The organism is Streptomyces luomodiensis, assembly GCF_031679605.1.
GTDB classification, from domain to species: Bacteria; Actinomycetota; Actinomycetes; order Streptomycetales; family Streptomycetaceae; genus Streptomyces; species Streptomyces luomodiensis.
The window spans coordinates 5,557,193-5,569,683 of sequence record NZ_CP117522.1 but is presented as its reverse complement, the minus strand read 5'-3'; the positions used below and the strand labels follow the sequence as shown (position 1 = coordinate 5,569,683).

Sequence of the window (12,491 nt, the reverse complement as noted above, 5' to 3'; positions counted from 1 at the left end):
AGCTCACTGGGTCACCTCCGTCGCGGGGGCAGTGATCGTGACAACATCGCCGGGGCGGGCCCCGAGATCGCGCTGGACGCCGCCGCCGACGGAGGCCAGCGGCAGCCAGACCACCCGGTCGGGCATCGGGGTGACGCTCAGCGGCAGCTGGACGGAGCCGGCCGGGCCGGTGACCCGGACGGTCTGACCGTCCTCGACGCCCGCCTCGACCGCCGTGGCCGCCGAGAGCCGGGCCACCGCCGCGTGGCGGGTCCCGGCCAGCGCCGGATCGCCGTCCTGGAGCCGGCCCTGGTCGAGCAGCAGCCGGTGGCCGGCGAGCACCGCCTCGCCCTCGGCCGGCCGGGGCAGCGGCACGCCAGTCTCCCGCGAGCCGGTGGCGCGCGGGCCCTGCCAGGTGCCGAGCCGGGTCATCTCGGCGCGTACCGCCTCGACGTCCGGCAGGTTCAGGGGCGTGTCCAGCACGTCGGCCAGCATGTGCAGCACGCGGGCGTCCGGGAGGGTGTGCCGGCGGGTCATCTGGTCGGGCTTGAGCGCCGCCTCGAACGGCCGGGCCCGTCCCTCCCAGTTGAGGAAGGTGCCGGACTTCTCGACGACCGCCGCGACCGGCAGCACCACATCGGCCCGCTCGGTGACCTCCGAGGGCCGCTGCTCCAGGCTGACCACGAAGTCCACCGCGTCCAGCGCCTCCAGCGCCCGCGCCGGATCGGGCAGATCGCCGACCTCGACGCCCGCGACCAGCAGCGCGCCCAGCCCGCCGACCGCCGCGGCCTCGATGATCTGGCCGGTGTCCCGGCCCACCTGGTGCGGAAGATCGGTGGTCCCCCAGACCGAGGAGACCTCCTCGCGGGCCCGCGGATCGTGGGCCGGGCGGCCGCCGGGCAGCAGCCCGGGGAGCGCGCCCGCCTCGATCGCGCCGCGCTCCCCGGCCCGGCGCGGAATCCAGGCGAGCGTGGCCCCGGTGGCGGCGGCGGCCCGTACAGCGGCGGTCAGCCCGCCGGCCACGGACGCCAGCCGCTCGCCCACGATGATCACCGCGCCCTCCTGGCGCAGCGCCTCGGCGGCCCGCTCCCCGCTCTCGTCCAGCCCGGTGCGGCCCGCGATGGCGTCCAGCCACTCGGTCTCGGTGCCGGGGGCGGCCGGCAGCAGGGTGCCGCCCGCCTTCTCCAGGCCCCGGGTGGCGTGGGTGGCCAGCGAGAAGGTGCGCTGACCGCGCTTGCGGTACGCCTTGCGCAGCCGCAGGAAGACGCCGGGCGACTCCTCCTCGGACTCGAAACCGACCAGCAGGACGGCCGGGGCCTGCTCCAGCGTGGTGTAGCTGAGTCCGCTGCCGTCCAGATCACGGCCCCGGCCCGCGACATGGGTGGCCAGGAAGTCGGCTTCCTCGTCGGTGTGGGTACGGGCGCGGAAGTCGATGTCGTTGGTGTCCAGGGCGAGCCGGGCGAACTTCGCGTAGGCGTAGGCGTCCTCGACGGTCAGCCGGCCGCCGGTGAGCACGCCGGTGCGGCCGCGCGCCATCGCGAGCCCCGCGGCCGCCGCGTCCAGCGCCTCGGGCCAGCTCGCCGGCTCCAGCTTCCCCGTCGCGCGGTCGCGCACCAGCGGGGTGGTGAGCCGGTCCGGAAGCTGCGCGTAGCGGAAGCCGAAGCGGCCCTTGTCGCAGATCCACTCCTCGTTGACCTCGGGGTCGTCCGCCGCCAGCCGCCGCATCACCTTGCCGCGCCGGTGGTCGGTGCGGGTCGCGCAGCCGCCCGCGCAGTGCTCGCACACGCTCGGCGAGGAGACCAGGTCGAAGGGGCGGGAGCGGAAGCGGTACGCCGCCGAGGTCAGGGCGCCCACCGGGCAGATCTGGATGGTGTTGCCCGAGAAGTACGACTCGAACGGATCGCCCTCGCCGGTGCCCACCTGCTGGAGCGCGCCCCGCTCCAGCAGCTCGATCATCGGGTCGCCCGCGATCTGGTTGGAGAAGCGGGTGCAGCGCGCGCACAGCACACAGCGCTCGCGGTCCAGCAGCACCTGGGCCGAGATCGGGACCGGCTTGGCGAAGGTGCGCTTCCGCCCCTCGAAGCGGCTCTCCGCCGAACCGGTGCTCATCGCCTGGTTCTGTAGCGGGCATTCACCGCCCTTGTCACAGACCGGGCAGTCCAGCGGATGGTTGATCAGCAGCAGCTCCATCACCCCGCGCTGCGCCTTCTCGGCCACCGGCGAGGTGAGCTGTGTCTTGACCACCATCCCGTCGGTGCAGGTGATGGTGCAGGAGGCCATCGGCTTGCGCTGGCCCTCCACCTCGACGATGCACTGGCGGCAGGCGCCGGCCGGGTCGAGGAGCGGATGGTCGCAGAACCGCGGGATCTCGATGCCGAGCAGTTCGGCGGCCCGGATGACCAGCGTCCCCTTGGGAACGGAGATCTCGATCCCGTCGATGGTGACGGAGACCAGATCTTCGCGCGGCACCGCCGCCTCCCCGCCCGACGAGGGTGCGTTGGTGGTCACGGTCATGCGTTCACCCCCAGGTGAGTGGAGCGCGGCTGGTCGGCCCAGGCGGTGGACTTGGCCGGGTCGAACGGACAGCCTCCGCCGGTGATGTGCTGCTCGTACTCCGCGCGGAAGTACTTCAGCGAGGAGAAGATGGGGCTGGCCGCGCCGTCGCCGAGGGCGCAGAAGGACTTGCCGTTGATGTTGTCGGCGATGTCCGCCAGCTTGTCGAGGTCGTCCATGCGTCCCTTGCCGGCCTCGATGTCGCGCAACAGCTGCACCAGCCAGTACGTGCCCTCGCGGCAGGGTGTGCACTTGCCGCAGGACTCATGCGCGTAGAACTCGGTCCAGCGGGTCACGGCCCGCACCACGCAGGTGGTCTCGTCGAAGCACTGGAGCGCCTTGGTGCCCAGCATCGATCCGGCCGCGCCCACGCCCTCGTAGTCCAGCGGGACGTCGAGGTGCTCATCGGTGAGCAGCGGGGTGGACGAGCCGCCCGGGGTCCAGAACTTCAGCCGGTGGCCGGGGCGCATCCCGCCGCTCATCTCGAGCAGCTGGCGCAGGGTGATCCCGAGCGGGCCCTCGTACTGTCCGGGGTTGGCCACATGGCCGGAGAGGGAGTAGAGCGTGAAGCCCGGGGACTTCTCGCTGCCCATCGAACGGAACCATTCCTTGCCCTTGTTGAGGATCGAGGGAACCGAGGCGATGGATTCGACGTTGTTGACGACAGTGGGGCACGCGTACAGACCGGCGACCGCGGGGAAGGGAGGCCGCAGCCGGGGCTGGCCGCGGCGTCCCTCCAGCGAGTCCAGCAGTGCGGTCTCCTCACCACAGATGTACGCGCCGGCGCCGGCGTGCACCGTGATGTCGAGACCGGGAAGTCCGTCCACCCCGAGCTTCTGCCGTCGCCGCTCCGCGGTGCCGAGGTAGCCCGCCTCGTACGCCTCGCGAACGGCCTCGTGCAGCCGCCGCAGCACGGGGACGACCTCGCCGCGCAGATAGATGAAGGCGTGCTCGGAGCGGATGGCGTGACAGGCGATGACCATGCCCTCGATGAGGGCGTGCGGATTGGCGTAGAGAAGAGGGATGTCCTTGCAGGTGCCCGGTTCCGACTCGTCCGCGTTGACGACGAGATAGTGCGGCTTGCCATCGCCCTGCGGAATGAACTGCCACTTCATTCCGGTGGGGAAGCCCGCGCCGCCGCGGCCGCGCAGACCCGCCTCCTTCACCAGCGCGATCACCGCGTCGGGGTCCATGGCGAGGGCTTTGCGCATGCCCTCGTAGCCCTCGTGCCGCAGATAGGTGCGCAGGGCCCAGGAGTTCGGCTGGTCCCAGAACGCGGAGAGCACGGGTGCCAGCAGCTTCTCGGGGCTGTGCCCATTGATCTCGGTTGTCACGGTCATCACTCCCCCTCCTCGGCGACCGGACCGGCCGGGTGATGCGGATCGGAGGCGGAGGTCCGCTGCGGCGCGTCGTGCGAGCTGGGATGCGTCGGCGGTGCCTCGTCCTGCGGGGCGTCCGCGGACCTCGGCGAGACGACCCGGCCGGGTGCCGCCTCGCCCTTGGCCAGCCGCAGCCCGACCAGCGAGGCGGGCCCCGCGGAGCCGCCGGCCTCGACGGCGCCCGGCCGCGCGTCGGGGAAGCCGGCCAGGATGCGGGCGGTCTCCTTGTAGGTGCACAGCGGTGCGCCCCGGGTCGGCTCGACGGTCCGGCCCGCCCGCAGATCGTCGACGAGCCGCTTGGCGGATTCGACGGTCTGGTTGTCGAAGAACTCCCAGTTGACCATCACCACGGGTGCGTAGTCGCAGGCCGCGTTGCACTCGATGTGCTCCAGGGTGACCTTGCCGTCCTCGGTGGTCTCCCCGTTGCCCACCCCCAGGTGGCTCTGCAGCTCCTCGAAGATCGCGTCGCCGCCCATCACCGCGCACAGGGTGTTGGTGCACACCCCCACCTGGTAGTCGCCGGAGGGCTTGCGCCGGTACATCGTGTAGAAGGTGGCCACGGCGGTGACCTCGGCGGTGGTGAGGTCCAGCAGCTCGGCGCAGAACCGCATCCCGGTCCGGGTGACATGGCCCTCCTCGGACTGCACCAGGTGCAGCAGCGGCAGCAGTGCGCTGCGGCTGTCCGGGTAGCGGGCGATCACCTCCCGGGCGTCCGCCTCGAGCCGGGCGCGCACCTCGGCCGGGTAGTCGGGGGCAGGCAGCTCCGGCATTCCCAGCTGCACTTCGGCACTCACCGGTCCACTCCTCCCATCACGGGGTCGATGGATGCGACGGCGACGATCACATCGGCGACCTGGCCGCCCTCGCACATCGCCGCCACGGCCTGCAGATTGGTGAAGGACGGGTCGCGGAAGTGGACGCGGTACGGGCGGGTGCCGCCGTCGCTGACCATGTGTGCGCCCAGCTCGCCCTTGGGCGACTCGACCGTCGCGTACACCTGTCCGGGCGGGACCCGGAATCCCTCGGTCACCAGCTTGAAGTGGTGGATCAGGGCCTCCATCGAGGTGCCCATGATGTTCTTGATGTGGTCCAGGGAGTTGCCGAGGCCGTCCGGACCGAGCGCCAGCTGCGCGGGCCAGGCGATCTTCTTGTCCGCGACCATCACCGGCCCCGGTTCCAGCCGGTCCAGGCACTGCTCGACGATCCGCAGCGACTGGCGCATCTCCTCCAGCCGGATCAGGAAGCGGCCGTAGGCATCGCAGGTGTCGGCGGTCGGCACCTCGAAGTCATAGGTCTCATAGCCGCAGTACGGATCGGACTTGCGCAGATCGTGCGGGAGTCCGGTGGCCCGCAGTATCGGACCGGTCACGCCGAGCGCCATGCAGCCGGCGAGGTCGAGATAGCCGACGTCCTGGAGCCGTGCCTTGAAGATCGGGTTCCCGGTGGCCAGCTTGTCGTACTCGGCCATGTTCTTGCGCATCGTCTTCAGGAAGGCCCGGATCTGGTCGACCGTGCCCGGCGGCAGATCCTGCGCGAGACCGCCGGGCCGGATGTACGCGTGGTTCATCCGCAGACCGGTGATCAGCTCGTAGATGTCCAGGATCATCTCGCGGTCACGGAAGCCGTAGATCATGATCGTGGTCGCGCCGAGCTCCATACCGCCGGTGGCGATGGCCACCAGGTGCGAGGAGAGCCGGTTGAGCTCCATCAGCAGCACCCGGATCACCGAGGCCCGGTCCGGGATCTGGTCCTCGATGCCGAGCAGCTTCTCGACGCCCAGGCAGTACACCGCCTCGTTGTAGAAGGGCGTCAGATAGTCCATGCGCGTCACGAAGGTGGTGCCCTGCGTCCAGTTCCGGAATTCGAGGTTCTTCTCGATTCCGGTGTGCAGATAACCGATTCCGCAGCGGGTCTCGGTGACCGTCTCGCCGTCGATCTCCAGGATCAGCCGGAGCACCCCGTGGGTGGAGGGGTGCTGCGGACCCATGTTGACGATGATCCGCTCGTCGTCGGCCTTCGCCGTGGCGGCCACGACCTCGTCCCAGTCACCGCCGGTGACGGTGTAGACGGTGCCTTCGGTCGTCTCGCGCGCGGACGCCGAGGGGGTTGCGTGGGGGGCAGTCATCAGCTGTACGACCTCCGCTGGTCCGGAGCCGGGATCTGGGCGCCCTTGTACTCGACGGGGATGCCGCCGAGCGGGTAGTCCTTGCGTTGCGGGAAGCCCTGCCAGTCGTCGGGCATCATGATCCGCGTCAGCGCGGGATGACCGTCGAAGATCAGGCCGAAGAAGTCGTAGGTCTCGCGCTCGTGCCAGTCGTTGGTCGGATAGACATCGACGATCGACGGGATGTGCGGATCGCTGTCGGGGGCGCTCACCTCCAGCCGGATCACCCGGTTATGGGTGATCGACCGCAGGTGGTAGACGGCGTGCAGCTCACGGCCCTTGTCGCCGGGGAAGTGCACTCCGCTGACGCCGGTGCACAGTTCGAAGCGGAGCGCCGGGTCGTCGCGCAGGGTCCGGGCGACCCGCGGCAGGTGCTCGCGGGCGATGTGGAAGGTCAGCTCACCGCGGTCCACGACGGTCTTCTCGATGGCGTTCTCCGGGAGCAGCGACTGCTCCTCGAGCGCGCCCTCGAGTTCGTCGGCGACCTCGTCGAACCAGCCCCCGTACGGCCGGGTGGCCTGGCCGGGCAGCCGTACGGGGCGCACCAGCCCGCCGTAGCCGGTGGTGTCGCCGCCGTTGTTGGCGCCGAACATGCCGCGCTGGACGCGGATGGGCTCGCCCTGGTCGCCGCGGCGACCGGGGAGGTTCTCGGCATTGAGGTCCTGGTCCGGGTTGACCCCGTTGGGTCCGTTGACCCCATTGGCCTCAGTCAACGTGTCCCTCCGTTCGCTTCTCCGCCCACGAGGCGCAGAGGTGCGGCCTTCGTCGTCGTCTGCGGCCCGGCGGCCTCGTGCGCGTCGCTCACCGTGTCCCTCCGTTCGCTTCTCCGCCCACGAGGCGCAGAGGTGCGGCCTTCGTCGTCGTCTGCGGCCCGGCGGCCTCGTGCGCGTCGCTCACCGTGTCCCTCCGTTCGCTTCTCCGCCCACGAGGCGCAGAGGTGCGGCCTTCGTCGTCGTCTGCGGCCCGGCGGCCTCGTGCGCGTCGCTCACCGAAGCAGCCCCTTCATCTCGATCGTCGGCACCGCTTTCAGCGCCGCTTCCTCCGCCTCACGGGCCGCACGCTCGCGGTTGACGCCGAGCTTCTCCTCGCGGATCTTCTGGTGCAGCTTGAGGATCGAGTCCATGAGCATCTCGGGACGCGGCGGACAGCCGGGCAGATAGATGTCGACCGGGACGATGTGGTCGACGCCCTGGACGATCGCGTAGTTGTTGAACATGCCTCCGGAGGAGGCGCAGACGCCCATGGAGATGACCCACTTCGGGTTCGGCATCTGGTCGTAGACCTGGCGCAGCACCGGGGCCATCTTCTGGCTGACGCGCCCGGCGACGATCATCAGATCGGCCTGGCGGGGCGAGCCGCGGAAGACCTCCATGCCGAAGCGCGCGAGGTCATAGCGCCCGGCGCCGGTGGTCATCATTTCGATGGCGCAGCAGGCCAGGCCGAAGGTGGCCGGGAAGACGGAGGACTTGCGAGCCAGACCGGCGGCCTGTTCCACGGTGGTGAGCAGGAACCCGCTCGGCAGTTTCTCTTCGATACCCATGCGATGTTTCCCCTATCTCCTCTTGAGCCCCTTTAGTCCCACTCCAGGCCGCCGCGTCGCCATACGTAGGCGTAGGCGACGAAGACGGTGAGCACGAAGAGGAGCATCTCCACGAGCCCGAACAGGCCGAGGGCGTCGAAGGTGACGGCCCAGGGGTAGAGAAAGACGATCTCGATGTCGAAGACGATGAAGAGCATCGCCGTCAGGTAGTACTTGATGGGGAAGCGCCCACCGCCGGCCGGATGCGGAGTCGGCTCGATGCCGCACTCATAGGCTTCGAGCTTGGCCCGGTTGTAGCGCTTGGGGCCGATGATCGCGGCCATGAGCACCGAGAAGATCGCAAATCCTGCCCCGAGGGCTCCCAGTACGAGGATGGGCGCGTATGCGTTCACCGTCCTCGCTCCCTTCAGTCGACGATGACTGGTTGGCGGACCGCACGGACATGCCGTCGCCCCACGAAGATCGCGCACATGTGAGGCAGTTCACAAGCCCGTTTCGCCTGCATCCTATGCCCGTCGGTCTGTGATCTGCGACACGGGGTACGACAACGTCTTTGTGATCTCCACCACCTGACGAAGGATCATGAAGTCGGATGAGCGGCGATCTTGTACGTGAAGCATCCGAACGACCACGAGACGTGACATTCGGAGACGTCATCACAGGTGAGCGCGTCGCGCCCTTACCAAGACATGGTACATACATGCAAATTTGCGATGGACAGCGTCAGCTGATATCTGGCCGCCATCCTCATGAGTGACCTTGGTCCCGGCACCGATTGATCACCGGTTCGCGCACGCGTTCACGAGCGAGCCGGGAGGGGTTCGGGGGGAGTGAGGTATCCCACGCCCGAACTGGTTGTGGATCTCGGATTCACGGGAATCCTTTGTACGCGGGCCGCATCAGTGGTAAGCCGCACGCGGGCACCGCATGGCCGTCAAATGCCGTGCGTAGACACATGATCGAGAAATTCGGGCATGCCGGCCGACCGTGCGATGAAGATCATTTAGCCCAGATTTTGAGCGTGTCCACGCCAAATGTGGCGGACCCCACTTTTGTTGATCTGGGCCCAATGGCCCTGGTAGCCAGTGACCTATGTCCCCAGTCGCACACATACCCAGCCACCGGAAGCCCCGCCGTGCCGCGTCCACACGCGCACTCCGCGCAGGGGTGACCGGTGGCTTCCTCACCCTCGCGGTGGCCGGTGCCGCCGTGCCCGCCTCCGCCACGGAGTCGAACGCCGCTGCCGCCGACTCGACCGTGGAGATGCCGACCGTCAGCGCCACGCTGGCGAGCACGGCCGCCCAGACCGCCGACGCCACCCAGCAGGCCGCGTCCGACTACGAGCTCCAGGCGCAGCAGGACGAGGCAGCCGCGCACGCCAAGACCGCCGCCAAGAAGGCCAAGGCGGAGGCCGACCGCAAGGCGAAGGAAGCCCGGGAGGCGGCCCGTAAGGCGGCCGCCAAGCGCGCGGCCGAGGCGAAGGCCCAGGCGGCGAAGGCGTCGCGGTCCGCCGAGCGCACCACGCTGTCCACGGCCAGTGTCAGCAACGCCTCGGGCAATGTCGCCGCGCTGATCGGCTTCCTGAAGGCGCAGCTGGGCAAGGCGTATGTGATGGGCTCCACCGGTCCGTCGTCCTACGACTGCTCCGGGCTGACCCAGGCCGCCTTCAAGCAGATCGGCGTGAGCCTGCCGCGGGTCTCCCAGGACCAGTCCACCGCCGGCACCCAGGTCTCGCTGGACTCCCTCCAGCCGGGCGACCTGCTCTACTGGGGCAGCGCGGGCAGCGCGTACCACGTCGGCGTCTACATCGGCGACGGCAAGTTCATCGGCGCCCAGAACCCGAGCACCGGCATCGTCGAGCGCCCGCTGGACTACGACATGCCCACCGGGGCCGTGCGCGTCCTGTAAGGCGCTCGCCGAGCGTTCCACAAGGCGTTCGCCGAGCGTGTTCCGCACGGCTTTCGCCCGTCATGGGGCCGCCGTCCCCAGCGCGGACGGCGGCCTCACGACTTATTGCGCGTAGACCTTCTCCACGAACTCGCCGAGGAGGTCGTCGCTGAGGTGATGGGCCAGATCCGCCTCGGAGATCATTCCGACCAGCCGCTTGTTCTTGTCGATCACCGGCAGCCTGCGGATCTTGTGCTGTTCCATCTCCCGCAGGACGTCCCTGACATCGGCGTCCGCGGGGATCCAGCGCGGGGTGCCCTTGGTGAGCCGGCTCACCGGCGTCTGGGACGGGTCGCAGTTGTCCGCGATGCAGTCGATGACGATGTCGCGGTCGGTCACGATGCCGCACAGCCGCTCGTTGCTGTCGCTGACCGGCAGGGCCCCCACCTCCAGGTCCCGCATCAGCTGGGCGGCCCGCAGCACCGTCTCGTTCTCCGGTATCCACTGCGCGCCCGGGTGCATGATGTCCGCTGCCTTGGTCATGGTGTACCTCCTGACAGGCCCACCGGTGGCGGAGCCGGCCCTGTGGGCCCGATCGATCCGGCGTCGCCGCGGCTGGCGCGCACGGCGCCCCTGCCTTCATTGTCACCACCGGCCCGTGGCGCCGTCATGTCGAGCCCGGCGGCGGCCGTCGGTGGCCGGTGCCAGACTGAGTAATGAGGTAATCCGAGGACTTCGAGAAGTTTGTGCGCCTTCGCGCCCGACCGTCGAAGGAGCGCCCCATGCTCACCACCGACTACGTGCCCGGCGCCCCCAACTGGCTCGATCTGGGCGCCTCCGACATCGAAGCGGCCGCGGCCTTCTACGGCTCACTGATGGCCTGGCACTTCGAGTCGGCCGGCCCCGAGGCGGGCGGGTACGGCTTCTTCACCCTGGACCGCAAGACCGTCGCGGCCGTCGGGCCGCTCACCGAGGAGGGATCACGGCCCGCCTGGACGCCGTACTTCCACACCCCTGACGCCGAGGCGACCGCGAAGACCGTCGAGCAGGCGGGCGGCAAGGTGCGGCTGGCCCCGTTCGACGTCTTCGAGGAGGGGCGGATGGCCCAGTTCACCGACCCGGGCGGCGCCCGCTTCGCCGTCTGGCAGCCCGGCAGGACGGTGGGGCTGGACGCGGTCACCGACCCGGGCACCCTGTGCTGGACCGAGCTGCACTCCCCCGAGCCCACCAGGGACCTGGCCTTCTACCGCAAGGTCTTCGGCTGGGACACCGAGGAGATGTCCTTCCCCGGCGGGGCGTACACGGTGCTGATGACGTCCGGCGCCGGCCGGGAGGGCGCCTTCGGCGGCGCCGCCCAGCTCCAGGAGGGGCGTTCGACACCGCCGCAATGGCTGCCGTACTTCGAGGTGGCGGACTGCGACGCGGTGGTCGCCAAGGGGCAGGATCTGGGCGGTTCGGTGCTGATGCCGGCCATGTCGGCCGAGGGGGTCGGCCGGATGGCCTGGCTGACGGATGTGGGCGGGGCACCGTTCGGCGTCATCACCAGCGGCGGGCCGGGCGCATAGCCCCCGGACCGCCGGACGTGCCTGTCGGGCGCGGGCGGGACCCTCAGACCGTCAGCCGGCCTCTTAAGGCCCAGCCGGGCCCCCAGGCCCCCTCAGGCCCGCGGGGCCACCTTGGTGAGGGCGTTGATGATGCGGTCCATGGCGTCGCCGCCGGTCGGATCGGTCAGGTTCGCGAGCAGTTTCAGGGTGAACCGCATCAGCATCGGATGCGTCAGCCCGCGCTGCGTCGCCAGCTTCATGACCTTCGGGTTGCCGATCAGCTTCACGAACGCCCGGCCCAGCGTGTAGTAGCCGCCGTAGGTGTCCTTGAGGACCTTCGGGTAGCGCTGGAGGGCCAGTTCGCGCTGGGGGGCGGTGGCGCGGGCATGGGCCTGGACGATCACGTCCGCGGCGATCTGCCCGGATTCCATCGCATAGGCGATGCCCTCGCCGTTGAACGGGTTGACCATGCCGCCCGCGTCACCGACGAGCAGCAGGCCGCGGGTGTAGTGCGGCTGCCGGTTGAAGGCCATCGGGAGCGCGGCGCCGCGGATCGGGCCGGTCATGTTCTCCGGGGTGTAGCCCCAGTCCTCCGGCATCGAGGCGCACCACGCCTTGAGGATCTCGCGCCAGTCGAGCTCCTTGAAGGAGGAGGAGGTGTTGAGGACGCCGAGGCCCACATTGCTCGTGCCGTCGCCCATGCCGAAGATCCAGCCGTAGCCGGGCAGCAGCCGGTCCTGGGGACCCCGGCGGTCCCACAGCTCCAGCCAGGACTCCAGATAGTCGTCGTCATGGCGGGGCGAGGTGAAGTACGTCCGCACGGCCACGCCCATCGGCCGGTCCTCGCGCCGGTGCAGCCCCATGGCGAGCGAGAGCCGGGTGGAGTTGCCGTCGGCGGCGACGACCAACGGCGCGTGGAAGTTGACGGGCGCCTTCTCCTCGCCCAGCTTCGCCTCGACCCCGGTGATCCGGCCGGTCCGCTCGTCGACGATCGGGGCGCCCACATTGCAGCGCTCGTACAGCCGCGCCCCGGCCTTCTGTGCCTGCCGCGCCAGCTGCTCGTCGAAGTCGTCGCGCTTACGGACCAGGCCGTAGTTCGGGTACGCGGCCAGCTCCGGCCAGTCGAGCTGCAGCCGCACCCCGCCGCCGAGGATCCGCAGGCCCCGGTTGCGCAGCCAGCCCGCCTCCTCGGAGATGTCGATGCCCATGGCCACGAGCTGCTTGGTGGCGCGCGGGGTCAGACCGTCACCGCACACCTTCTCGCGCGGGAAGGCCGTCTTCTCCAGCAGCAGCACGTCCAGCCCCGCCTTGGCGAGGTGGTACGCGGTGGTGGAGCCGGCCGGCCCGGCGCCGACGACGATGACATCGGCGCTGCGCTCCGAGATCCCGGAGGACGCGCTCTCGGTGGGTGCGGTCTCGCTCACGCGGGGTCTCCCCATGCCTCG

11 protein-coding genes are annotated in these 12,491 nt (G+C 70.0%); 2 read left to right on the top strand and 9 right to left on the bottom strand.

The genetic code is table 11. The annotated features are described in order from the left end of the window. Positions 1-3: 3 nt before the first annotated feature. From PS467_RS23515 to PS467_RS23485, 7 genes are all read right to left on the bottom strand, one after another. Positions 4-2,493: an NADH-quinone oxidoreductase subunit G gene (locus tag PS467_RS23515; RefSeq protein WP_311036905.1), complete on the bottom strand. Its 2,490-nt coding sequence runs from the start codon at positions 2,491-2,493 to the stop codon at positions 4-6. After that, on the bottom strand, positions 2,490-3,872 hold the full coding sequence (nuoF, locus tag PS467_RS23510) for an NADH-quinone oxidoreductase subunit NuoF (RefSeq protein ID WP_268973643.1): 1,383 nt from the start codon (positions 3,870-3,872) through the stop codon (positions 2,490-2,492). The genes PS467_RS23515 and nuoF overlap by 4 nt, the downstream gene beginning before the upstream one ends. After that, the gene (gene nuoE, locus PS467_RS23505) at positions 3,872-4,681 is read right to left on the bottom strand and encodes an NADH-quinone oxidoreductase subunit NuoE (protein ID WP_268977075.1); all 810 of its coding nucleotides are present in this window, start codon (positions 4,679-4,681) and stop codon (positions 3,872-3,874) included. Before nuoE ends, nuoF begins: the two co-directional genes overlap by 1 nt. A gap of 20 nt (positions 4,682-4,701) precedes the next feature. After that, entirely contained in the window at positions 4,702-6,036 is a 1,335-nt protein-coding gene (locus tag PS467_RS23500) for an NADH-quinone oxidoreductase subunit D (protein WP_311036904.1), read from the bottom strand. Next, complete coding sequence (locus tag PS467_RS23495) at positions 6,036-6,788, bottom strand: NADH-quinone oxidoreductase subunit C (RefSeq protein ID WP_268973641.1); 753 nt, start codon at positions 6,786-6,788, stop codon at positions 6,036-6,038. Before PS467_RS23495 ends, PS467_RS23500 begins: the two co-directional genes overlap by 1 nt. 272 nt (positions 6,789-7,060) lie before the next feature. Beyond that, positions 7,061-7,615: a NuoB/complex I 20 kDa subunit family protein gene (locus PS467_RS23490; protein ID WP_311036903.1), complete on the bottom strand. Its 555-nt coding sequence runs from the start codon at positions 7,613-7,615 to the stop codon at positions 7,061-7,063. Between the two features lie 32 nt (positions 7,616-7,647). Continuing rightward, complete coding sequence (locus tag PS467_RS23485; protein ID WP_030834888.1) at positions 7,648-8,007, bottom strand: NADH-quinone oxidoreductase subunit A; 360 nt, start codon at positions 8,005-8,007, stop codon at positions 7,648-7,650. A 700-nt stretch (positions 8,008-8,707) separates the two neighbouring features. On the opposite strand from PS467_RS23485, the gene PS467_RS23480 reads away from it, so the two are divergent. Then, on the top strand, positions 8,708-9,523 hold the full coding sequence (locus PS467_RS23480) for a C40 family peptidase (RefSeq protein WP_268973639.1): 816 nt from the start codon (positions 8,708-8,710) through the stop codon (positions 9,521-9,523). Positions 9,524-9,625: 102 nt separating this feature from the next. Here the strand turns inward: PS467_RS23480 and PS467_RS23475 are convergent, their stop codons facing one another. Beyond that, the gene (locus tag PS467_RS23475) at positions 9,626-10,045 is read right to left on the bottom strand and encodes a CBS domain-containing protein (RefSeq protein WP_268973638.1); all 420 of its coding nucleotides are present in this window, start codon (positions 10,043-10,045) and stop codon (positions 9,626-9,628) included. Between the two features lie 239 nt (positions 10,046-10,284). On the opposite strand from PS467_RS23475, the gene PS467_RS23470 reads away from it, so the two are divergent. Beyond that, a complete protein-coding gene (locus PS467_RS23470; protein WP_268973637.1) occupies positions 10,285-11,067 on the top strand; it encodes a VOC family protein in 783 nt (260 codons plus the stop codon). 92 nt (positions 11,068-11,159) lie between these two features. On the opposite strand, the gene PS467_RS23465 is transcribed toward PS467_RS23470, so the two are convergent. After that, positions 11,160-12,485, bottom strand: a complete 1,326-nt coding sequence (locus PS467_RS23465; RefSeq protein ID WP_311036902.1) for a geranylgeranyl reductase family protein — start codon at positions 12,483-12,485, stop codon at positions 11,160-11,162. Between the last annotated feature and the right edge of the window lie 6 nt (positions 12,486-12,491).

Coding starts and splice junctions, on each gene's coding strand:
- PS467_RS23515 (WP_311036905.1), bottom strand. CDS start 2,493: ATGACCGTGACCACCAACGCACCCTCGTCGGGCGGGGAGGCGGCGGTG.
- nuoF (WP_268973643.1), bottom strand. CDS start 3,872: ATGACCGTGACAACCGAGATCAATGGGCACAGCCCCGAGAAGCTGCTG.
- nuoE (WP_268977075.1), bottom strand. CDS start 4,681: ATGCCGGAGCTGCCTGCCCCCGACTACCCGGCCGAGGTGCGCGCCCGG.
- PS467_RS23500 (WP_311036904.1), bottom strand. CDS start 6,036: ATGACTGCCCCCCACGCAACCCCCTCGGCGTCCGCGCGCGAGACGACC.
- PS467_RS23490 (WP_311036903.1), bottom strand. CDS start 7,615: ATGGGTATCGAAGAGAAACTGCCGAGCGGGTTCCTGCTCACCACCGTG.
- PS467_RS23480 (WP_268973639.1), top strand. CDS start 8,708: ATGTCCCCAGTCGCACACATACCCAGCCACCGGAAGCCCCGCCGTGCC.
- PS467_RS23475 (WP_268973638.1), bottom strand. CDS start 10,045: ATGACCAAGGCAGCGGACATCATGCACCCGGGCGCGCAGTGGATACCG.
- PS467_RS23470 (WP_268973637.1), top strand. CDS start 10,285: ATGCTCACCACCGACTACGTGCCCGGCGCCCCCAACTGGCTCGATCTG.
- PS467_RS23465 (WP_311036902.1), bottom strand. CDS start 12,485: ATGGGGAGACCCCGCGTGAGCGAGACCGCACCCACCGAGAGCGCGTCC.